This is a genomic window from Stenotrophomonas sp., assembly GCF_032103445.1.
Lineage (GTDB): Bacteria > Pseudomonadota > Gammaproteobacteria > Xanthomonadales > Xanthomonadaceae > Stenotrophomonas.
Window position 1 is genome coordinate 68,789 of the sequence record NZ_DAMDFR010000004.1, and the last position, 21,643, is coordinate 90,431.

16 protein-coding genes are annotated in these 21,643 nt (G+C 63.1%); 5 read left to right on the forward strand and 11 right to left on the reverse strand.

Annotation, left to right across the window (positions count from 1 at the left end; all coding sequences use genetic code 11):
• Window positions 1-73: 73 nt before the first annotated feature.
• Window positions 74-1,201, reverse strand: a complete 1,128-nt coding sequence (locus RT551_RS02670) for an acyl-CoA desaturase (RefSeq protein WP_313455555.1) — start codon at window positions 1,199-1,201, stop codon at window positions 74-76.
• A 2-nt stretch (window positions 1,202-1,203) separates the two neighbouring features.
• Complete coding sequence (locus RT551_RS02675; protein ID WP_313455556.1) at window positions 1,204-2,286, reverse strand: ferredoxin reductase; 1,083 nt, start codon at window positions 2,284-2,286, stop codon at window positions 1,204-1,206.
• Between the two features lie 73 nt (window positions 2,287-2,359).
• Here RT551_RS02675 and fabR point away from each other — a divergent pair, with 73 nt between their 5' ends.
• On the forward strand, window positions 2,360-3,043 hold the full coding sequence (fabR, locus tag RT551_RS02680) for an HTH-type transcriptional repressor FabR (RefSeq protein ID WP_313455558.1): 684 nt from the start codon (window positions 2,360-2,362) through the stop codon (window positions 3,041-3,043).
• A 40-nt stretch (window positions 3,044-3,083) separates the two neighbouring features.
• Here the strand turns inward: fabR and RT551_RS02685 are convergent, their stop codons facing one another.
• From RT551_RS02685 to RT551_RS02705, 5 genes are all read right to left on the reverse strand, one after another.
• Window positions 3,084-3,446 carry a glycine zipper 2TM domain-containing protein gene (locus RT551_RS02685; RefSeq protein WP_313455560.1) on the reverse strand — a complete coding sequence of 121 codons (363 nt, stop codon included), beginning with the start codon at window positions 3,444-3,446 and terminating at the stop codon, window positions 3,084-3,086.
• Between the two features lie 126 nt (window positions 3,447-3,572).
• Complete coding sequence (locus tag RT551_RS02690; protein ID WP_313455615.1) at window positions 3,573-4,004, reverse strand: hypothetical protein; 432 nt, start codon at window positions 4,002-4,004, stop codon at window positions 3,573-3,575.
• 100 nt (window positions 4,005-4,104) lie between these two features.
• On the reverse strand, window positions 4,105-5,049 hold the full coding sequence (locus tag RT551_RS02695) for a DUF1684 domain-containing protein (protein ID WP_313455561.1): 945 nt from the start codon (window positions 5,047-5,049) through the stop codon (window positions 4,105-4,107).
• Between the two features lie 5 nt (window positions 5,050-5,054).
• On the reverse strand, window positions 5,055-8,009 hold the full coding sequence (locus RT551_RS02700; protein ID WP_313455562.1) for a TonB-dependent receptor: 2,955 nt from the start codon (window positions 8,007-8,009) through the stop codon (window positions 5,055-5,057).
• 31 nt (window positions 8,010-8,040) lie between these two features.
• Entirely contained in the window at window positions 8,041-9,234 is a 1,194-nt protein-coding gene (locus tag RT551_RS02705) for an OsmC family protein (protein WP_313455563.1), read from the reverse strand.
• A 333-nt stretch (window positions 9,235-9,567) separates the two neighbouring features.
• Between RT551_RS02705 and RT551_RS02710 the strand changes: the two genes are divergently transcribed.
• From RT551_RS02710 to RT551_RS02725, 4 genes are all read left to right on the forward strand, one after another.
• The gene (locus RT551_RS02710) at window positions 9,568-10,590 is read left to right on the forward strand and encodes a type II toxin-antitoxin system PemK/MazF family toxin (RefSeq protein WP_313455564.1); all 1,023 of its coding nucleotides are present in this window, start codon (window positions 9,568-9,570) and stop codon (window positions 10,588-10,590) included.
• An 806-nt stretch (window positions 10,591-11,396) separates the two neighbouring features.
• Window positions 11,397-12,152 carry a M15 family metallopeptidase gene (locus tag RT551_RS02715; protein ID WP_053091888.1) on the forward strand — a complete coding sequence of 252 codons (756 nt, stop codon included), beginning with the start codon at window positions 11,397-11,399 and terminating at the stop codon, window positions 12,150-12,152.
• Between the two features lie 65 nt (window positions 12,153-12,217).
• Window positions 12,218-13,909: a YadA-like family protein gene (locus tag RT551_RS02720; RefSeq protein ID WP_160314184.1), complete on the forward strand. Its 1,692-nt coding sequence runs from the start codon at window positions 12,218-12,220 to the stop codon at window positions 13,907-13,909.
• 131 nt (window positions 13,910-14,040) lie between these two features.
• On the forward strand, window positions 14,041-14,523 hold the full coding sequence (locus tag RT551_RS02725; protein ID WP_053090785.1) for a GIY-YIG nuclease family protein: 483 nt from the start codon (window positions 14,041-14,043) through the stop codon (window positions 14,521-14,523).
• A 161-nt stretch (window positions 14,524-14,684) separates the two neighbouring features.
• Here the strand turns inward: RT551_RS02725 and mobF are convergent, their stop codons facing one another.
• From mobF to RT551_RS02745, 4 genes are all read right to left on the reverse strand, one after another.
• Window positions 14,685-17,681 carry a MobF family relaxase gene (gene mobF, locus RT551_RS02730; RefSeq protein WP_313455567.1) on the reverse strand — a complete coding sequence of 999 codons (2,997 nt, stop codon included), beginning with the start codon at window positions 17,679-17,681 and terminating at the stop codon, window positions 14,685-14,687.
• A gap of 62 nt (window positions 17,682-17,743) precedes the next feature.
• Window positions 17,744-19,480 carry a type IV secretion system DNA-binding domain-containing protein gene (locus RT551_RS02735; protein WP_313455569.1) on the reverse strand — a complete coding sequence of 579 codons (1,737 nt, stop codon included), beginning with the start codon at window positions 19,478-19,480 and terminating at the stop codon, window positions 17,744-17,746.
• A 151-nt stretch (window positions 19,481-19,631) separates the two neighbouring features.
• A complete protein-coding gene (locus tag RT551_RS02740) occupies window positions 19,632-21,155 on the reverse strand; it encodes an ankyrin repeat domain-containing protein (protein ID WP_313455571.1) in 1,524 nt (507 codons plus the stop codon).
• A 144-nt stretch (window positions 21,156-21,299) separates the two neighbouring features.
• Window positions 21,300-21,422, reverse strand: coding sequence for a hypothetical protein (locus RT551_RS02745; RefSeq protein WP_255313069.1), 123 nt, complete (start codon window positions 21,420-21,422; stop codon window positions 21,300-21,302).
• Between the last annotated feature and the right edge of the window lie 221 nt (window positions 21,423-21,643).

Below are 21,643 nucleotides of genomic sequence, written 5' to 3' on the forward strand. Positions count from 1 at the left end.
CAGCAGCGGGGCAAGCCCCGCTCTACGTCGTTCCCCGCACGATGCGCGTCATCCCACCGCCCCACATCACACCTTACGGCGTCGACGGCACCGGCGTACGCTCCGGCACTACCACCACCCGCGGCCGGCTCGGCAGCGAATGCCGCAGAATGCGCCACACCACCTGCCCGAACTGCTTCGGCAGCGAGCCGGTGTTGTAGTGCTGCCCATACCGCTGGCAGATCTCCCGCACTTCCACCGCAATGGCGGCGTAACGGTTGGCCGGCACGTCCGGATAGAAGTGGTGCTCGATCTGGTGGCTCAGGTTGCCGGTCATCAGGTTCATCACCTTGCCGCCGGCAATGTTCGACGAACCGCGCAGCTGGCGCAGGTACCAGTGGCCGCGCGTTTCATCGCGCACGCATTCCTTCGGGAAGGTCTCCGCATCGGCGGTGAAGTGACCGCAGAAGATCACCACATAGGTCCACACGTTGCGGATCAGGTTGGCCACCACGTTGCCCAGCAGCACCGGCAGGAAGAACGGGCCGGCCAACGCCGGGAACAGGATGTAATCCTTGAACACCTGCTTGCCGACCTTGCGGCCCACCGGGCGCGCCTGCCGCAGCAGCTGCTTGAAGGTCATCTTGCCGGCCAGCAGACGGCCGATCTTCAGGTCCTGGATGGCGATGCCCCACTCGAACAGCAGCGCGAACACCACCGCGATGAACGGCTGCATCAGGTAGAACGGACGCCAGCGCTGTTCCGGGAAGATGCGCAGCAGGCCGTAGCCGATGTCGTCATCCAGCCCACGCACGTTGGTATAGGTGTGGTGGCGGAAGTTGTGGGTTTTGCGCCAGTTGTCAGCAGTGCCGACGATGTCCCACTCATAGGTGTTGCCCTGCAGCTGCGCATCGCCCATCCAGTCGTACTGGCCGTGGATGACGTTGTGCGCCAGCTCCATGTTTTCCAGAATCTTGGAGATGGCCAGCAGCGCCACGCCGGCAATCCACGCCGGAATCAGCACGCTGTGCACGAACGCACCGAGGAACAGCAGCGCGCGACCGGCCACGCCGGTCCAGCGCACGCCCGCCACCACGCGGCGGATGTAGCGCGCATCGGCAGCACCCAGGGTGGCGACATGGCGCGCACGCAGCGCGTCCAGTTCCTCGCCGAAGGTCTGCAGTTCAGTGGCCGACAACACGCGGATTTGCACGGAAGACATGCTCAAAGCTCCAGAATCAGATCGGTGCTGGCGCTGTTCACGCACAGCCGTACTTGCGTGGCCGGTTCGGCCGCGTGTTCACCGGTCAGGGTGTTGCGGGTGACCCCGCTGACCTTGCCGCAGACACAGGTATTGCAGATACCCATGCGGCAGCCGCTGGCCGGACGCAGCCCTTCGGCTTCCAGCGCAGTCAACAGTGGAGTGCCACGGGACAGTTCCAGGGTGCGGCCACTGCGACGCAGTTCGACCTGCACGGTGCCGGTTTCAGCAGCCACTTCACTGGCCGCCGGCGGGCTGAAGGCTTCGGCCTGGAAGCTGGCCACCTGCGCCTGCAGGCGGGTACGCGCGCTTTCCACAAAACCGGCCGGACCACAGGCCATGACCTGTGCAGCGCTCAGATCGCCCAGCGCACTGAAGTTGTAATCGCCTACCCGCACAGCCGGGTTCAGCGGATCGCGGGTCAGCGCCAGGTGCACGCGCAGGTTCGGATGGCGCGCGGCCAGAGCGTTGAACTCCTCCACAAAGCACAGCGCGTCGCGGGTCTGCGCCCAGTACACCAGCTCCACACGGCCCGGCATGCCAGCGGCCTGCAGTTGGCGCAGCAGCGCGCGCATCGGGGTGATGCCGCTGCCAGCGGCCAGCAGGACCAGCGGTGCCGCAGGCAGCGCGGACAAGGTCATCTCGCCGAAGGCCACGCCCAGCTCGAACACATCGCCGGGCTGCGCGGCCTGGGCCAGATGCTGGCTGACCGCGCCCCCGACCACGGTCTTCACCGTGATCGCCAGGGTGCCGTCGTCCAGCCGGGTGGGACTGTAGCTTCGGCTGAGCCGACGGCCATCCACTTCCACCCCCAGATTCACGTGCTGACCCGGCAGCAGGCCCTTGAAGTGGCGGTTCGGGCGCAGCACCAGGGTCACCGCATCGGCACTGGCCGTCTCGCGGGACACCAGCCGGGCGCGCGCACGACGCAGGGTCCACAGCGGGTGCACCTGCCCCGCCCAGAAATCGAACAGTTCTTCCGACACCCAGTTGCGGGGCAGCAAGGGGTTGCGGCGACGGACAGCAGGACGGACTCGAGCGTTCATGCCGCCACTATACGGCCGAGCATACAGGTGTGTATACACTTGTATATTACCCGGACAGGCTATGATTCATCTGATGACCGCCCAGCCTTCCCTGACTGCCACCGACCTTGCCGTATCAGCGGTGGATGAGACACACCCGGCGCGCAAGGGGGCTATCTCCCGTGACGACCTGCTGGCCGCTGCGCTGGCCCTGATCGGCCCACACCGCAGTGTCTCCACGCTCAGCCTGCGCGAGGTCGCCCGCGAGGCCGGCATCGCCCCGAATTCGTTCTATCGCCAGTTCCGCGACATGGACGAGCTGACCGTGGCGCTGATCGACCTGGCCGGGCGCTCGCTGCGCACCATCATCGGCCAGGCCCGCCAGCGCGCGGCCTCGTCCGACCGCAGCGTGATCCGGGTCTCGGTGGAGACGTTCTTTGAACAGCTGCGCGCCGACGACCGCCTGCTGCACGTGATGCTGCGCGAAGGCAGCGCCGGCTCGGACGCGTTCAAGCACGCGGTCGAGCGCGAACTGAATTATTTCGAAGAAGAATTGTGCGTGGACCTGATCCGTCTGGCCGCCGCTGACAATGGCGCGGTCCTGCACGAACCGCATCTGGTCGCCAAAGCCATCACCCGGCTGGTGTTCGCCATGGGCGGCAGCGCGCTGGATCAGCCACCGGAGAAGGACCCCGAGCTGATTGATCAGCTCTCGCAGATGTTGCGCATGATCATCACCGGCGCGCGTACGATCGCGGGCAATCCGCCGACGCGATGAAAAACGGCCGGCTTTTTCGCCGGCCGTTCGGGTTCAAACCTTACGGGTAACGCCGCTCACACCGGCGCTCCACCACCCGGTCACCATTTTTGGACTGCTGGTTGCCTTGGATGTGCCGGCCCGCTGCACCACCAGCGACCGCACCGGCCACGGTAGCCACCTTCTTGCCGTTACCACCGCCTACCTGGTTACCCAGAAGACCACCGGCCACGGCACCAATCGCGGTACCCGCAATGCGGTTCGGGTCCTTACTGTTGCGCTGGACTTCCACGTTTTTGCACACCACCTTGCTGCCGTCGTTGAAGCGGCGGCCTTCGTCGCTCGGCCCGTAGGTCTGCGCCGAAGCAACGGTGGAAAAGGCCAGCAAGCTGCCCAGGCACAGCATCTTGAGTTGGGTCTGCATGGTCGACTCCTGTGGGTGGAACATGCGTCCAGTGTCGACACCCAGTGCGCAAGCGACCGTGAAATCAGGTGTAGGCGAAGTCAAAATATAGGCTGCGATTCAGCATGTGAATCGCAGCCAACGTGATCAGCGCACCTTGTAAAGCACCGCAGCACCCGGGCGCGGCTCGAATGCCGGGACTGTCTGCTGCGTCAGCGCGGTGCCCTTGCCATCCCACACCAGCGTCTCGACCGGGTACTCATCCTTGCGGGTCATCTCGTCAATCTGCTTGACGATCTCCGTGGCACCCGCCGGCACTTCCGGATTCCACGCGAACACGCCCACGCGGCCGTAGAACACCGCCGGCGCACTGGCATCCAGCCGGCGATCCGGGCACATCACCAGACCGCGATCGAGCATTACCCGCAGCGCACCCACCGGCACCTTCTTCACCGTGGGCGTGGTGCGCTCGGTGCTGTGGCCAGGGCAGACGTTGGCAGAGCGGGTCACCATATGCTCGGCAACCTCACGGTCGGATTGAGCAAAGGCCAGCGCCGGGCTGAGAGCAAGTGTGAGCAGAGCGAACGTAGACGTCCGGGTCATGGTGAGGCTTCCTGATTGGGGTCAGGCAACCTTAACAGCCGCACATTGCATAGATGCAAAGGCAGCGTGACGGCCGTCAGTGCTGCGCCAGCGCGTACTTTCTTTCCCCCGCCAGCACCGCCAGTCGCACCGGTTGTGCATTCGCCCCCTTCTGCGCAAGCCGGTTTTCCGGCGGCGGCAGCGGGCACGTGGCGTAGTCGGTATAGGCGCACGGCGGGTTGTAGGCGCGATTGAAGTCGAGCGTCACACTACCGTCCGCGGCAACTGCATCGGTATGCAGATAGCGCCCCACACCGTACGTCTGTCGCCCGGTGGTCTGGTCCTGGAACATCAGGTTCAGGCCTTCCGCCGGATCACCCAGCGCTTCCAGCCGCCAGGTGCGCCCATCCTTCTCAAACACCACGTATCCCGGATTCGGCGCATTGTTGATTTCGCCGATCACGCTGGCAATCGGCAGCGTCTTGCCGGCCGGGTGCGCAACGAAGCGGGCCGGCACGCGCCAGGCTTCATCGGCCGGGAAGAAGTCCAGGCCGGCGAATCCGACACGCGCCGGTGCATCGGCATGCCGCACCCGCAGCGCCAACCGCTGCCCGCGCTTGATCGCGGTAATTTGCCCCTTGCCCTGGTCGTAGCCCAGCTTGGTGGCACCGCCCTTCCCTTCCGGGACCAACCGCACTTCCCCTTGCAGCGGCTTGCCGTCGGCGGTGATGCGCGCGCCCTCTGCAGGTTTGAAATACAACCCATCAGCGCGTTGCTCCAGCTGGCCGAGACGGTCCGGCCCTATCGCCAGCCGGATGCCGTTGTCCTTGCCTGCACCGACGTCCTGGCGTCCCGCTTCGATCCAGTGCAGACCGATCAGACTGACCCAGCCATCGGGCCTGCGCAGATCGGCTGCACGTTGCTGCACCCACGCCGTGTGCTCCTGCTGGAAGCGGCTGGGTGCGGGTGCAGCCGCACTGGGGCTGCAGGCGGATGCGAACACGACCGTCAGTACAGACAGGGCAAGCGCGTAGGTCTTCATGCCGTTCACCAGTGTTTGGAAATGCCAACGTGGAGATAGCGCCCATACGACTCATGCAGCGCGGTGAGGTAGTTGCCGGACGCGTTCAGCGGCGGCTCCTTGTCGAACAGATTGCGTGCCCCGACTTCCACCGCCGTGCCTGCAAGTGCGCCCTGGTTGAACTCCTTCTTCACCGACAGCGCCCAGCGCTGGGTGGAGCCCACCACATAAGGCGTCCGGTCCGAGTATGCGCCCGCGGTCACGCTGTCGATGTAGTCGTCGCGCAGTCGCACGGTCCAGTCCTGCAGGTTCCAGATCAAAGTGGCGCTGGCCCGCCATTCCGGCTTGGCCCCATTGATCCCCACCTCGTTGGCCGCGCCCAGGTCAGGCGCAATGATGTTCAGCTGGCCACTGGCCACTGCGGCCGCGACCTGCTGCACTTCAATGGGCTTCTGCTGCGTGTATTCCTTCAACTGGCTGGCGCTGATCAGCAAGGCGAAATTGCCCCATGCCGTCTCCGGCAACCGCCAGGTGAAGTTGTAGTCCACACCGGATGCGGTCAGCGGACTACGGTTCTGATAGCGCGTGTAGACGTGGGTCACCACGCCAGCCGGGGCCAGACCAGATCCTTCGAACTGCGCGATGTCCTCGGCGGTCACCGCCGCGCGCACTACGTTCGGGTTGCTGCTGCCTTCGACCACGCGCAGATAGGCGTCGTAGAGCAGCTCTTCACCCAGGGTGCTGATGGGGTTTTCCACCTTCACCTTCCACGCATCCACGCTCAAGCTCACCGAGCCCAGCGATTCGGGCAGGAACTGGGGTTCGAACACCGCGCCCCATGACGACTGCTTCGTGGTTTCCGGCTTCACATCCTCGCCATAGGAGGTCACGGTACTCACCGAAGGCTTCACCGAGGAACCGCTGCTGTAGGCGTTCAAGCAGGCGCTGTAGTCGGGGTGCGCGCCCTTGCTGATCAGCGCATGGCAGCGGATGGCATCGTTGTTGAAGCCAAACCCGTAGGTAGGCGGAGAGTTCACCAGTTCCAGCCCCGGGGCACGGAAGCCGCCGCTGACCGAGCCGCGCAGCAGCAGGCTGTCAATGACCTTCCATGCGGCGGCGAACTTGGGCTTGGCGACCTGGCCGGCATCGCTGTAGTCCTCGTACCGCCCCGCAATCTGCAGGTCCAGCGACTGCACCAACGGAATGTTCTGCGCCGGCGAGATCAGCGGCACCGCCAGTTCGATCAGCGCCGACTTCACGTTGCGGCTGCCACGCACATCCGGACGCGGGCTATGGGTAAAGAAATTGCTGGCAGCGACGGTGCCGGTGTACCAGTCCGTGTAGGGGCGGCTGCCATCAATGTTCTCATCGCGGTCATCCTCGCGGCTTTCATAGCGGTACTCCACGCCCGCGGCCAGGCCGATGTCGCCGGCGTACCAGCTGATCACGTCGGGACGGTTGACCTTGAAGTCCCACAGCGCCAGTTCGGCGGTGCCTTCGCGCGTAGCTTCGCCAATGAACGACGAGGTGTCGTAGGGCGTAGCGTCCCCGACCCGGATGCTGTTCGGATCACCGCCGCTGAAGGGGTTGTAGGCACTGGCGTCGGTGCGGTTCACCGCCTCGATGAAGGCATCGGTCAACCCGCCCTGCTGGGTATCCTTGCTGCGGGCCCGCGAATACAGCAGCGCGGTTTCCCAATTCCAGCCGCCCTCGGTCCAACCCCGAAGCCCCAGCAACACGCGCGATTGATCATTGTCCACCTCGACCTTGCGGATACCCGAATCGGCGAACTGGTAGTTGAGCAGACGGATGGCATCAGCTCCGCGCAGTGACTCCGGCACCCAGTAGGCATCCGGCCGGATATGCAGCAGGAAGCCATCACCACCGAAGCCGGACTCGCTGCTGACCCAGGACTCGGAGCGGGCCCGGTAATAACCCAGCTCGCCGAACAGCTGCACGGAGTCGGTCAGGTCGAAGCGCCCGCTGGCGAACACGTTGCCCTTCTTGATCGCCGGTGACGTGGTGATGCCCGGCTCGGCCGCCGAGTCGTAGTGATATCGGGTGGGTACCGAGCCGGACACCAGCGCACCGGTGACCGGGTTGACCGACCAGGTACCGGTGCGACGTCCGTTCGCATAGGTTTCGAAATGCCCCCACGGGGTACGCGTGCTGAAGCCGGTCGTACCGTTCGGGTCCGGCACACTGGTGCCGTCGCCGAGCGGCCGGCGGCCATCGGTGGCGGTGAACCATGCATCGGAATTGAGCTGCGAGGTGCGCTTGGAGAAGCCGTACAGCACCGACAGATTGCCGCGGCCCTCGGCAAAATCGCTGCCGAAGTAGCCATCCAGCGAGATGTCCTCGCGGTGCCCATCGGTGACCTTGCCGTAGTTCAGTTGGATGCCACCTCCATCGGCCAGGTTGCTGGGCATCACCAGGTCGACCACACCGGCCACCGCGTCGGAGCCGTAGATCGAGGCCGCACCATCCAGCAGCAGATTGACCCGCTCCAGCCCGAAGGTGGGAATCGCATTGGCGTTGTAAGTGGTTTCATCGCCACTGTTGCTGATCGGGTGCTGCACGGTGCGACGCCCATTGAGCAGCAGCAGCGTGTACTTCGAGCCGAGGCCACGCAGGTTGATCGACCCCACATCCCCGCGTGCCACATTGGAATTGCGCCCCGCATTGGTGGTGCCCTTTTCGGTCACCGCCACATCGCCAAACTGCGGCAGGCTGCGGAACAGCTCGTTGCCGTTGGTGGCTCCGATGGCATCGATCTGCTCACGGTCCACCGCGACCACCGGCAGCGCCGCCTGCGCACCGCCACCGGCAATCTGCGAACCAAGTACCGAGACCCGGTCCAGCGTGCGCGCACCGGCGCGGTCGTTCGCTTCCGCTGTGGCAACCGCTTCTTCCTCGGCGTATGCCGACGGTGCCAGCAAGGTGCACAGTGCCAGCACCAGATGCCGGCGATGCAGGGGCAAGCCGCGACGAACGCGGTGGGCGGGCCCGGGCCTACTGCGCAGGTTCTGCATACGCGCCTCGCACGATGCGGCCTTCCAGCTTCTGCTCGTCCTTCACCAGGTTGTACAGCGGGCACGTGGCTTCCACCGATTGACGCAAAGCATCGATCTCCTGTGCCGACGCCGGCGATTCAATGCGTACCTTGTAACGGATGTCGCTGAAGCGCGCAGGCGACGTGACGTTGCTGCCGAAACGCGGGCTCAACTGGCCGTCTACGGTAAGTTCGAGCGAATCCAGCAGCACATTCCGCGATGCGGCCTGCACCTCGAAGATGTGGGTCAGGCAGGTGCCGGTCACCCCGAGCAGGTGTTCTTCCACCGTCGGTGCCAGCCCGTAGCCCAGCAGCCCGGGGGCACTGTCGTGCAGTTGCTGGTGGTAGCCGTCCTTGCCGAGGAACACGCGACGCAGACCGGTGCGCGGTTCGACGTGGGCACGGGCAACCAGGGTTTCCGGTTCGGAGGTTTTCTTCTTCCCGTCTGCTGGCTTCACCTGGCGAGCCAGTACCGCCGGGCGCTTTTCCTCGGTGATGAAATCGCGCAGGCCCGGCGGCAGCTTGGGATCACGCGTGGCGGGACTTTGGACATAGTCCACCTCGGCGTGGCTGACCTGATGCGGCTGGGTGACCAGATCAATGGCTGAAGAGTTCTCATGCACGGCACGCTTGAGCGCCTGCAACTGCGCCTCCGTGGCCGGAGAGTCGATATAGGCCACATAGGACAGGTTGTTCGGATACGCCAGGGTCTCGCTCTTGCGCTCGGGAATGCTGGTGAACACCACATCCAGGCCATCCAGTGGCAAGCCCTGCACCGCCGCCTGCACCACATATTCGTCGGCAACGGCGCTGGCCAGCGTGCCCACCAGCGAATCCCATGAACCGGCACCGAGGTTGTAACCCGCATAACTGCGCCCGCTGTCGCTGATGTACTGGAACTCGCCGGTTTCCCCGATGCGCAGGCGGCGTACGCCCGAGCGGCTTTCAGCAGTCACCTTGGCGTGGATCGCGGTGGCGACGCCGGGTTGCGCCTGCTGGGTCTGGATCGCGGCGTGTTTGGCCGCGAGGTAGTCACGCAGCGGCGAAGCGGTGCCCTCGGCTGAGAAGGCCAGGGGGGCGGCGAGCAACAGCAGGGTAGACAACGCGGACGCGCCAATGACTTTGGCGGCAGCTGCAGAACGGACGGCGGACATGGGCAGGCGGTCTCCGAAGGCGATGATGAACAGGAGCCCACTCTTTCATGCCGCGCCGCCGCATTAAAATAACGGTTGGGCATTCCCATATGTGTATGTACCCGGACTCGGGTGGAGCTTTACCTGCAGCAGGCTGTTCCCGGCGAGGGATGACGGGATTGCCTCTTTGAATCAACGGCGTGCGTCGATAAGGTGGTCCGGCATACCCGGACCAGCTCCCCTCCTTGCAGGCTGTACGTGAGTGATGGGCCCCGGGTCTTTATAGACGGAGAATCGAGACAACAATTGCGACGCTGGGCTGAGCCTTGAAACGTCGGAAGTCAGGTGAATTCTGTGGCCAACATTGTTGTCACCTACTTTGAGCGCACGCTAGACCAATCCGAGGATGAAGTTCTTCATTTGCTCGGCACCGAGTCCCTTGACGGAATCTCTGAAGTACTGCTTCCCCGAAGCGAGCACGACGGTACGATTTACTTCATCAAGAAGTTCACCGCGCGCTCCAAATACCAGTGGATTGTGCGCTCGGTTGAAAGGACGCTCCCCACAGAAACCAGCGGTGCCGCGTTCAACGTAGTGCTCGAGTGCCCTCCCAGCTCTGGCATCACGGAATATCTTCATCAAAGCCTAAACAAGGGTAAGGGGCGCACTGTTCAGCGCGTCATTCGCGTCGGCAATCTGGTCGAGGTGGACTATGGCCATGAGCAGACCATTGGACGGGGCGATGGCGAGCTTCGCTCAAACAAGCGATACAGCGACACCATCCAGAACGGGGAGATGCACAAACGCCGCTTGGCCGTCGTGGTAAGCATCTCCCGCCGAACTACGCTACAAGTGGTTCCCATCACCTCGCAGGAGCCAGCGTCAACTGACAAGACTACGTTCGAACTATCAGAAGCGACACTCAACCAACTCAAATTCTATGGCAATTCAGGCAAGCGAAGCTGGGCGATTGCCAGCATGATCGAAACCGTATCTACCCGCCGTGTCTTGCCACCGGTTTCGTACTTTCAGGGCCGTGACGGCATTCGTTCCGGCCGTGATACCAACTACAGCGTATCGCTTTCGAGCACCGAGATGCGCTCACTGAAGGAAGCGCTTCTTCATTCAATTGGCGTGCGTGATTACTATGAAAACCAGTCTTCCATCGCGAATGCAAAGGCAAGGATCCTCGCGCTGGAACCACTTACCGACCGGGTGACTGCCCTGGAAGCTCAGACCCTGGCCTTGCAGACGGAAGCCGAACACCTCCGGCTGTGCAAGGAAGTTGCCGACATGTGGGCCAAAGCCATGAACCTGGACCTTCTGAGCGAGGTGAACACATTGAAGGAACTGTACGATGGAAGCGACGGAAGGTAGCGCCCGGTAACTGAACCGGCTTGACCTGACGAAGCCAATGCGATACCGTGCGCCTAATTGGTGGGAGTTCTGGAGCAGCACCAGTACCCCGCGACGGCCTCCATGGCCATGCTGCAATAGTAAATTCTGTAAAACAAAGGCCACCCTCGGGTGGCCTTTTTGCTGTGTCTTCGAGGCTTTCACCACTGCCAACCATGAGCCGGGATCGGGACCACAGGAGAGCCTATTCCGAATGCACGGATCGGCCGGACACGCTTCAGCGCTGACAGTCGCAATCGGCGGCAACGCCCCCCAGCCCCCCAGTGCCTGCCGATACAATAGGCGTTCCAGCCTGCCCCGATGGACCCCGCGTGACCCAGAAGCCCGTTGAACACACCCCGCTGATGAAGCATCATTAGCGTCTGTTCATTTTCGAGCGCGAAAGCCTTGCTGGGCAAGGCCCGGACAGCCAGGCCAATACTCTGACCTGACCGCCGCAACACTATCGCAACAACTCTTCCCTCTTACTTACGCGCTGTGCGGCCACCCGTCATCCCCAGGCCCAGTCACCGGCATCCGCCTTGACCGCCCAATGCCACGCGCCTTCTGCCCCTGTCACGCGATCGGCAATCGGTTTGACTTCTTGCCCTTGTGTGTGCTATGGCTTGCAACGGGGCAGGGTTTCTTACTCTTTTTCCCTGCCTCATTAAGCCCCCGAGCTGCAGGCCTCCTCCCCCGGTCGTTCGGGGGCTTTTTTTAGCTCGCTTGCGCTTTCCTGAAAATCCACTACCCCTGAAAGCATCTATCTACCTTTCTGGGAGGAAAGCATGCAACCGCGCTTTACCATCGCCGTCGTTCTGGCTTGCCTGACACTGGCTGGGTGTTCGACCGTTCAACCCAAACCCAAGCCCAGCAGCCCCTGGGTTTTCCAAACCCCGAAGCCGCACGGCGCCATTTACCGATTCTTCCATCCGAAAAACGAACGGATGTGGAAGGGGGTTTCCCCAGCGCTGCGGGAAAAGGTGGAAGCCGTCCAGGCCCAGCTGGCCGCGGAAGGGTTTGATGTGCGGCCCGTGGAAGGGTATCGAAGCCCCGAGCGCCAGGCGGCCCTGCTTGCCTCCGGGTCTGGCGTGACCAGCGTTGGGGCATTCTCCAGCTGCCACAACTTCGGACTGGCCTTGGATGCCGCCGTGTTCATCAATGGGGAGCCCAGCTGGAACTTGGACGATGCCCATGTGATGGCCGGCTATCAACGCTTTGGGGAGCTGGCGGAGATCGTGGGGCTGAACTGGGGCGGCCGATGGACCAGCCCGAAAGACTATCCGCACGTCGAGCTGAAAGCCGAGTGCGGCCAAGCCAAGTGGGCCTACCGGCAGGGGCGCAAGCCGGGCGCGTTTCCTTCGGTGACCGGGGAGCCCTCTTCGGAAGTGCTGGCCCGTGCGCTGGCACCGGCTTGGTGCCCTGCGGGGATGGAAACGGCGTGCTTGGCCTGGGGCAATGAAAACCGGATGGCCTGGAACTGGTTCGCGCCGGCACGGGTTTGCTTTGCGACCTTTCCTAACACCTTGAAAAAGATCGGATGATCACCTTGCGGAAATGAAATCGCCTGCTATGGATGAAGTATCAATCCATACTCGGGAGGGTTTTCATGTCTTCGCTTCGCGCATCCATCTTAACGGCTTTGATGGGGGCCTCGTTGTTTGCCTCCCCATCGTTTGCTCAAACCGCCACGGGAACCGGGGCCACGGCTTCGGAACCCAACTCGACGGCGACCGGGGAATACGCCCAAGCCTCAGCCCCGAATGCCACTGCAACGGGGGCCTATGCCAATGCCTCCGGGAACGGGGCCATCGCCACGGGCGTTCAAGCCAACGCCTCCGCAGACAACGCGGTGGCGTCGGGCACGAATGCCCAAGCGTCCGGTGCGAACTCCATTGCGACGGGCCAAGCCGCGAATGCCGCGGCAGCGAGGACTGTTGCCATCGGCACTTTGAGTTTTGCTGGTGGCGAAGATGCGGTAGCCGTTGGACAACAAGCCGTCGCGACCGGTGTTAAATCGTTGGCTCAAGGGGTGCAGGCGCAAGCCAGTGGGGATCTTTCCATGTCCTTTGGCTATTCCAGCCGTTCGCGGGGCAATGCATCGATTGCTCAAGGCCACTTGGCAGAGGCAAACGCTGACCATGCCGTCGCCATAGGCACCTCTGCCGTTGCCGATGCATTTCAGTCACTTGCGTTAGGCGTTGGGGCTGAAGCACGCGGGCAAGACTGCGTTGCCCTGGGCTCACATAGCCGCTGCTGGGCCAGTGACGAAGTCAGCGTGGGATCCACGTATGAGGACGGGGGCCAGAGCACCCGCCGAATCACGAACGTTCGAGCCGGCACCTCAGACACCGACGTCGCAAACCTCGGACAGGTCCGTCAGGCGGCCCAAGCGCTGGGCGGCGGTGCCACGTTCGTCAACGGCAACTTTATCGCGCCCATCTATCAGTTCCGCAGCGGTGCCACGCATCAAACCGTGGGAGCCGCATTGGACGATCTGGACGGACGCGTGACTTCGCTCGAGCAAAACCCAGGCAGCGGCTCTGGCACGCCAGGCCCGCGCGGCGCGGATGGGTTGAGCGCTTACGAGGTGGCCTTGGCCAACGGCTTCCAAGGGAATGAACAAGATTGGCTGGCAAGCCTGAAAGGGGAGCCAGGGGTCCAAGGGCCTGCCGGCACCGATGGGGTGGATGGAACCGCCGGGACCGGCGCGGGCTGGACTGTAAGGGCGGGCAAGAACGTCGAGGTGACCGACAACACGGACGGCACCCAAACCGTGGCGGTCAGCGACAACGTGCAGTTGTCCGAGCAGGGCTCTGTCCAGGTCGGCCAGACCACGGTCAACGCCCAAGGCGTGACGATTCAAGGCGGCCCTTCGGTGACGACTGCGGGCGTCAACGCGGGCAATCAGCGCGTGACCAGCGTGGCTCCGGGGCGCATCGAACGCGGGTCCACGGATGCTGTGAACGGTGGGCAGGTCTACGAAATGCAGCAGGTGTGGGATGACCGCTGGGTCGATACGGACCGCCGCCTTCGGCACCAGGATCGCCGCATCAACGGCTTGGGCGCGCAACTCGGCGCGATGAGCCAGATGGCCACCGCTGCGGCGCAGAACGGGGGCACGGCCGTTGGCCAGGTGAACCTGAACGTGGGCGTGGGATTCTCGGGGGGCAGTGCTGCAATGGCCGTGGGCTGGGGTGCTCGGGTGTCTGAAAAGGTCAGCGTCTCGGCGGGCCTGTCCTTCGGCTCTGGCAACAAGCCGGTAGCCGGCTTCGGGTTGAGCATCAACTTGGGGCGCTAAACGATTGCGTGGTGGAAAAGGAGGTGATCGTATCTCGGCAAGGGCCCTTCGGGGCCCTTGTTCGTGCCATGGCTTGACGAATCGGTTCTTTCTTTTATGGGTATGTAGGTATACCCATCGATGGAGGACCCTTGAACTGGAAACGCAATCAGAAATACCTGCCCCGCCCACGCCATCTCTACGGGTTGTTCTTTGACAACGGGTGCTGCTACGTGGGGCAGACCGTCGATTTAAAGCAACGCGAGCAGCAGCACCGCAGTGCTCGTGGGGGCTGGCAGGGACGCCGATTCTCGTTCGTCCCGCTGTCGAGCATGACGGGCACCCAGGCCGATGCCGAGGCTCACGAATACGCGTGGCGCTACAAGGCCTTTCAGAAAGGCTGGCGGATCTACAGCAAGCCACCGGGCATTCTTATTCGCGATCCCAGCAGGCGCACCACGGGTTACATGAAGTCCTTGGCGGCGGGGTATGCGTGGCCCGAGGCGGTTCCGCGCCGCTCGGCGGGGGCTCCGTCGTCCCTGGCTTGGGGGTTCTTCAAATGGCTGTTCCTCTACCCCTTCCTTTTCGGCGTGGCGGTGATGGTGCTGCAGGCTGTGGTCATGGCCGCCCTGTAAAGCAAGGGCCCCGGCGGAAGCCGCGGGCTGCCCTGCCGCACCCTCCATGCGCTTTTGACGTTGCTTTGGTGTCAAAAAGAACGCGGCCAGTGGCCGCGCCTCAAAGCAAAAGCGGTGTGGAGAGAAAAGCACATGGGCGGCATGGCCGCCCAGCCTGCTGCTCACAACGAGAAGCCCTGCCTGTGTTTCGGGGACTGCGCTGGCAGCTTGGGAGAGGCCTTTCGCGCCCGCCGCAACGGCTCCAGCACTTCCAGCAGCCAACGGGCCTTGCGCTCGCCCTCGCTCATCTGCGGTTTTGGGCGTTCCGCGTGCTCCTTCAGCAGTGCGTCGAGCTTGCCCTGGATGCGCGTTCGCTGAGCGGCTGGGCGTTGAGTGTTGGGGCGTGCAACCGCCCCAAGGCCCTGGACAACCGGCCGTTGCGGATCGTCTTTCAGTCCCGCGTCGAGCACGGTCTCTTTGAGGCGTTCCAGCCCCAGGCGTTCGCTCAACCGCTCCACGTCATCGGACGTCGCATACATGCGGTAGGAACCCTTCGTGAGTCGGGTGTAGGCCACCAGGGCGCTGTGGGCGTCGAGCATGCCCAGGTTCGCCAGGTGGTAGATCTCCCGCTTACCTTGGCCCTGGCTCTTGTGAACCGTCCCGGCATAGGAATGCGTCAGTGCTTTCATTTCGAAGCTGTTGAACGTCAATCGCCGGCCATCGGCCTTGGTCTCCGAGCGAATGGAAACGCTGATGTCGTAGCCGCCCGCCCTTGAGGGCTTGATGTTCTCCACCACCGCCTGCGTGCCATTGATGACCCCCAGGTCCTTGTTCTTCGCGGTGAAGACGATCTGATCGCCTTTGGACAACGCCAAGTCGAACTTGCGCCCCTTGTCCCGGGCCTCGATCACCACTTCGTCCTGGCCCAGCTCTCCCCGTTCTTTCAACCCAGCCCGGATGCCCGCATTGAGCGCGGCCACGTCTGCACGGGTGTGGGCGATGACCAACTTCTCCTGCATCGGGGTTGGGTCTTCGAAGTATTCGTGCAGCAAGCGCTCGCGGGCGTCCTTCTCCGTGGCCGTTTCGCGGATGGTGTCGAGCAACCGGGCCTTGATTTCGTTGCCCTTGTCGAGGGTCTGCGCCCGGGAACGGCTGGCCTTTTTCAGATCGATGATCTGGCCGCTTTCGTCCGTGGCGTAGAACGACAACGCGGTTTCTCGGTCTTCCTGTTTGCCCTGGCGTCGGATCTCCGTGAGTTTGGCATCACCCACCGCGCTCTTGGTCAACTGAAAGCCGGACCCAGCTCCGATGGGCTGAAGCTGTTCCACGTCGCCCTGCATGATGACCTTCGCCCCCGCCTTGGCGGCGTAGCTGAAAAGCTTGTGGGTGTTGCGCGCATCGACCATGCCTGCCTCATCCACCACAATGACGTCCGTCTTGCGGAACTGCATCTTTCTTTTGTCCAGGTCATGGAGCATCTGCGCCATGCTCACGCTGGACATGCCGCTTTCCGCCTCCAGCTTCTCGGCCGCGGCGTTGGAAACGCAGACGCCCAGCAACTCGAATCCTTGGGTTGCGTAAGCTGCCCGAAAACACTCACTGATCGTCGTTTTACCGGTTCCGGCGAGCCCAGAAAGATTGACCACGCCCCCGCTGCCCTGGGTGATGTGGTCCAACGCGTGGCGCTGCTCCTGGGAGAGTTGAAGGCCCTTGGCCTTCTCGTAGTCTTTCACCACCCGGTCCACGTCGGCCTGGGGCACGTGGTGATGGGTTTCCTTGGCTCGCTCAATCGCGAAGGCCACCACCTCCTGCTCGATCTGGAGCATCCACGGGGCGCAGTAGCGCTCCTGGGTATGCCGCCTTGCCAGCGAGTCGCCCTTGTCGTCGTCGTGCAGGCGCATGGGGTTGACCAGCACCAGGCCGTGCTCCTTCTTGAACGCTTCAACCAAGCCGTAGAGCTCTGGCACGGTCACGCTGCCGGAGTATTCCTGGCCCAAGACCTCCAAGAGGTTGTGGTCGCAGAAGATGGCGTCGGTCTCATGGAGCCACTCCAGCAGTTCTGCCGGGGATTTTTGCTCCATTTCGTGCGCGTTGCCCTTGGCCTGCTTCAGGCTTTCCGTGGATACGTCGAAGCCTTTCAGCGTGTCCTGCCAGTGCGCGATGAGCTCCTGATAAGGCGGCTCGTCCTTGTCTTTGCGCGTGGCCAACGTGGCCTGCTGATTAGACACGTTGTGCTTGGCCGCGTAAGCGAGGATTTCCTTGCGGCGGTTGCCATAGCGATCCGTCACCTCCTCGTCCAGGCCCGCGATCCGCGCGTAGACGCGCCCGGTTTCCTGGCCGTCGTCGTCCAGTTCACGGATGCGGTCCACCCCATAGCCCAGCGCCTTCATGCCCTGGTAGAGCTCGGTCTTGTAGACCTCATCCATGGCTTTGCGGTAGCGGTAGATTTCTTCAGCAGAGAGGCTGGCCTCTTTGCCGTCGTTGCCCAAGGAAAGGTTGTAGAGCAGGTTGTGGGTGTGGAGGTTCGGGCCCATCTCCCCGGTCGCTTCGTCGGCTCGGGCGGCGTAGTGGTGGTGGGAGCTCCAGATCAAGCCCCCCTCCCCTACCCCAATGACGTCTTTCCCGGCCTTGTTGCGCCGGGTTTCGGACATGGCTTCGAAGGCTTCCATCGCCCGCTGGACCGCGTTGCGGTGCGCGGCATGGATGGCCTCTTGCTCTGCCGGATCGGACGCCAGTGCAAACGCCACGGAGATATCCAGCGGTGCGCTGATTGTCAGGTCAAAGCCGATGCGATGCCCACCGGCCAGATACGTGACCACCTTGCCGTCTTTGTCGCGCAACGGGGCCTTGCCGGTCTTATCAAAGCGGACTTTGACCTGTCCGCGATCCCCGGCTCCGTGGCATAGCGCTCGACCGGTCTTGGGGTCAAATCCATCCGTCAGCGGAATCATCAGCTCTTCCGTGGCGCGGACGCCTGCCAGACCCAGGTGCTGGGCCAAGCCGCCGAAGAACTTCGATTGCGCCTCTTTGCTCGGCGCGGAGCGGCTGTAGTAACCCACGGCCATGCTTGCCTGCTCGGCTTCTTCAGAGAGCTTTTCCTGGGCCAAGAGGTAGTAAATCGACGCAGAACCACCCTTGGTTCCCCCGGCGTTTCGCTTCAGCAGTGTGGTGTTGATCATGAGTTCTCCAGGTCCTGGCTATCCCTTCAGATCTACCAAAACCCTGCGACTCCACAACCCCACTACTTGCGGAAGATGGCTTCCAGCTCGTCGTCTGAAACGGCGCGGAGCTTCGGCGGCGTGGCACCGCGTTTTTGCAGCTCCGCGGCGGCCTGGTCGGCGGTCATCTTCAACACGCGCTGGACCTCTGCGGCGCTCTGCGCGTCACTCTGTGGCATGGGTTTTTGCTCCACTGGGCGAGCGCCCTGCTTCGTCCACCTCGCCCGCTTCTGCCCCTCTCGAACCTTCGGATAACTCACACCCGGCCAGTCCAGCAACAACAAATCGCCCGCGGTCTGCACGATGGCCCGGATGCCCCAACGTTCTTTGCCGTAAGCCTTCCCTTTGCGGAAGCCCAGATCGTCCGTGAGGCGCCCTGGCGGAACAACGGATTTCGACTCCTCGTGGACGGTCGCCTTGTCGTCATGCGTGCGCCAAGCCACGGTGCGCTTGCCCAGGTTCCGGGAGATTCTCTCCCGGGTCTCGCCCACCTGGAGCTGACACACGATGTGTGTGCCGACCAACCCAGAAAACGCCTGAGCCGTCTTGTCACCGTAGACCTTCTCGACTTGGCTCCAGTCCTGCACGGCCATGCAGGCCACCACGCCTTTCGACCTGCCCAGGGCCAGCAACGGCTCGATGTTGAGCTTGCCGGCGGAAGTGAGCTCATCGAAGAAGAACCCCAGGAATCGCCCGGCTTCGTCATCTGGCAGCGAGGGGCCGATGATTTCCGGCACCGCGCAGTTGATCATGGCGGAGATGTAGGCCTTGGTTAGCACCTCGTCTGGGCCCGATTGAACGATGACCTGCTTCCGACCCTCATAGGAATCTTTGATCCAGTCGAGCATCGAGAACATGCGGTCCGGCTTGCGCTCCGGCCACGCCAAGGCCAGGCGCTCGATGACCGCGGTGCCGTTGGCGAGCACGGCCATGCAGCTCGATGTGGTGTTGCTGTCGGGATTGGAGATGAGCGCGGCGGCGCGGGGATAGTGGATTGAAAGCGCTTGGGACATGGGTCCGGCTGGGCGGGCAACCAACGCGGCCAACTCTGCCCACCCCCAGCTCTTGCCCTTCGTGGCCTGGAGTTCGCGCACGCACCCTTCCAGCAAGGCTTGCGCCGCAGACGCCCAGAATGCGCCGCTGCCCTCCTCCGGGGGGATGATGCTTTGGGACAACGCGGCGGCCTGGGTTTGCGTCGCCACGTCACGGCCCACGTCCCAGATCCAACTGCGTTTGTCGAAGGGGCAGACGATGACCGGGTGCTTAAAAATGGACGTAAAGTCCCCTTTGATGTCGTAGATGAAACTTTTCTTTTTGAGACGGACCGTTTGCTCCAGCAGGTGCTTGAGGATGACGCTCTTACCGCTGCCCACGCTGCCGTAGATGAACATGTGCCGGGCCAGCAGCTTCTTGCTTGCGATCCAGTCGGGATGCAGCGACAAGGCATGCAGCTCGTCTTCCTGCTCTTTCTTCGTGAGCGAACGACGCCGGGCTTCAGTCAGGGCCTCTTTCCCCTGTAGCAGTTGAGCGCCGGACACATGCCAGGTATTTGAGCGCGGGATTAACCCCCGACGCGTCACCCAAGCCGACGCCCACCCGGCCAAGCAAGCGGCGACGCCGACCCGTGCCAACGTGCCAAACGTGGCCTGCTCCTTGGCCACCTCCCAGAATGCGGCGGCAGGCTCTCGGAATGAGATCGTGCCGGTGGCAAGGTTGCCCAGCGCTGCCAGGCTGCCAGTGAGGGCCTGGTTGAAGTTCATGAGCGTGTGACTGCTGGGCACCTGCCAGCCCAACCAAAGCGCTGCTGGGAAGACCAGACCAGCCACACACGCCCCAGACAGCAGGGCCCGGGGCCAATAGCGGACGGCCCGACTTGGTTCGATGCTCGACGGGACCGTCCAGCTCCAGCAGTCATAAATCGTGGACTTGCTCACGTGCCTTCTCCCGGTGAGCGTCGCCCGGCTTGCGCCCCTCCCGATCCAACTGCCCCGGGTCCGCGCCTGCGGCCATGAGCTCCAGGCAAACGCGGGCCTGCTTCCATTGCGCAGCGAGATGCAGTGGGGCCTGGCCGAAGTGATTCACCTGCGAGGGATCAGCTTGGACTTCCAGAAGCCGGCGGACGATGACGTGACTTTCGGAACGCACGGCTTGGTGAAGCGGACGGTCGCCCATCGCGTCGGGCTGGTTAGGGTCAGCCCCCAGGTGCAGCGCTGCGTCCACCACCTCGGGCGCGTTCAACGAAATGCCTTCTTCCAGCCACGTTTGCGAAGGGACGTTGAACGTCAGCTCGGGATGGAACGCGTGCGCGGACGCCAGAAGTTCCGCCACATGGAAGCGGGCGAGTTGGGGTCCGTGGGCGTCGATGAGCTTCAGTTCCAATGCTTCCGCTTGCTCAGGCGTAGCTCCGTAACGCTCCATCAGTCCTGCCGGGTAGTTTTGGACCGAGCGCTGCATGCCCAGCGCGACGTAGGTCTGGGCCACCCGGTGGCCTTCAGCCATGCTCAACGTCGTCTGCCCATTGGGTGCCGTGAGCGCGGGGTCGGCTCCATGCTCCAGCAACCGACGAACGATGGCCCCCTCGCCCTGGCGCGCGGCCAGGTGGATGGGCATCAATCCTCGGGCATTGGGGCAGTTCGGATCGGCGCCCATCGCCAGGCAAGCATTGACCGCGGCCAAGTTGCCCAGGGTGCTGTTTTCGCAAAGCCAGGTCTGAAACGGTGCGCCGTAGAGCCCCGGGTGTTCGCAGTGCTGGTGCGCGGCGGCGATGACCTCGCTTCCGTGCATCGTGGAGAGCGTTCCGCCCAGGGTTTGGATGAGGTGTTGCTCGGTGGCCTTGGCCTGCTCTTCCGGGACCTCGTAGCGCTGGAGAAGTCCGGCGATGTCCAGTTGGGGAAGCGCCGGGGCCTCCTGCGGCAACTCGGGCTGGGCACGCAGGAGCTGGAGCTGGTCAGCGGCGGCTCGGTTGGCTTGGACTTCTGCGATGGATTGCTGGAGCTGGGCCAGCAGGCCGGCGCGCTCGTCGCTGGGGAGGTTGAGGTAAGCCGGAGCAAGCCGGGTGTGGCCCAACACGCCCGCGTGGATTGTGACGTCCAGTTGCGAGGGGGTGATGCCGGGCTCGACGTGAACCTTGGTTCCTCCAGCTCGGTTGCCCAGCTCCAGGGAAATGCGGTTGGAGAAACGGCTGGGGGTCAGCACCCAGTCAAAACCCGCGTCGGTCTGGGTGTCCAACCCGAAAACCTGGGCCTCTCGGCAGAACCGCGTGGCCAGGTCCAACACTTCCCGCGCATCGGCGGCAGCGGCGGCCTCGTGATGCTTCCCGTAGAACTGGGCCAGCGTCAGGGGGTGGAGGATGGGATGAAGCAACGGCTCGTGGTGACGATTCAAGAAATCGCCCCCACCTGGGTTGCCTGCTGGGTTGTCGTGTTGGGGTTCCATCCCCTTTGCATACCGTCTTTTTCGGTTTTGGCAATCAGCAAGCGATCTTGAGGATGAAAGCCGCGCCAACCAAAACCCCGGTTTGTAGGAAAAGCGAAACGGTGTGCAGATCCATCTGCTCCAAATCCCCCCTCAACCAGGCCATCAAGCCAGCAACCCTGCCACGTTGGCGGCCACGTAGCTCACCACCGAAAACGAAAGCAAGGTGATCAGCAGGTTCCCCACGTTGTCCACGGCGAACTCGTAAGCATCGGCAAAAATATACATAAGGGCCTCCCCCGGTTGTGTTTGACTGATTACAGTCAACCACATCCCATAAAACTGGCAACCCTAAAAATCTCGATTGATCGACACTTTTGATGTTTAGTCAAACCTTTTTTTCTCTCTTCCCCAGATGATCAACCCCCACCCCGCTTCTTGCTTTGAGCCGCTTTTTCCGTTTGCTTTTATGGGTAGATCGATCCACTCACAAACAAGGGAACGTGCCC

Excerpts from the sequence above, each read along its gene's own strand:
- RT551_RS02740 (WP_313455571.1), bottom strand. The coding sequence starts at position 21,155 with ATGGAACCCCAACACGACAACCCAGCAGGCAACCCAGGTGGGGGCGAT.
- RT551_RS02685 (WP_313455560.1), bottom strand. The coding sequence starts at position 3,446 with ATGCAGACCCAACTCAAGATGCTGTGCCTGGGCAGCTTGCTGGCCTTT.
- RT551_RS02670 (WP_313455555.1), bottom strand. The coding sequence starts at position 1,201 with ATGTCTTCCGTGCAAATCCGCGTGTTGTCGGCCACTGAACTGCAGACC.
- RT551_RS02745 (WP_255313069.1), bottom strand. The coding sequence starts at position 21,422 with ATGTATATTTTTGCCGATGCTTACGAGTTCGCCGTGGACAACGTGGGG.
- RT551_RS02675 (WP_313455556.1), bottom strand. The coding sequence starts at position 2,286 with ATGAACGCTCGAGTCCGTCCTGCTGTCCGTCGCCGCAACCCCTTGCTG.
- RT551_RS02735 (WP_313455569.1), bottom strand. The coding sequence starts at position 19,480 with ATGAACTTCAACCAGGCCCTCACTGGCAGCCTGGCAGCGCTGGGCAAC.
- RT551_RS02705 (WP_313455563.1), bottom strand. The coding sequence starts at position 9,234 with ATGTCCGCCGTCCGTTCTGCAGCTGCCGCCAAAGTCATTGGCGCGTCC.
- fabR (WP_313455558.1), top strand. The coding sequence starts at position 2,360 with ATGACCGCCCAGCCTTCCCTGACTGCCACCGACCTTGCCGTATCAGCG.
- mobF (WP_313455567.1), bottom strand. The coding sequence starts at position 17,681 with ATGATCAACACCACACTGCTGAAGCGAAACGCCGGGGGAACCAAGGGT.
- RT551_RS02695 (WP_313455561.1), bottom strand. The coding sequence starts at position 5,049 with ATGAAGACCTACGCGCTTGCCCTGTCTGTACTGACGGTCGTGTTCGCA.
- RT551_RS02715 (WP_053091888.1), top strand. The coding sequence starts at position 11,397 with ATGCAACCGCGCTTTACCATCGCCGTCGTTCTGGCTTGCCTGACACTG.
- RT551_RS02720 (WP_160314184.1), top strand. The coding sequence starts at position 12,218 with ATGTCTTCGCTTCGCGCATCCATCTTAACGGCTTTGATGGGGGCCTCG.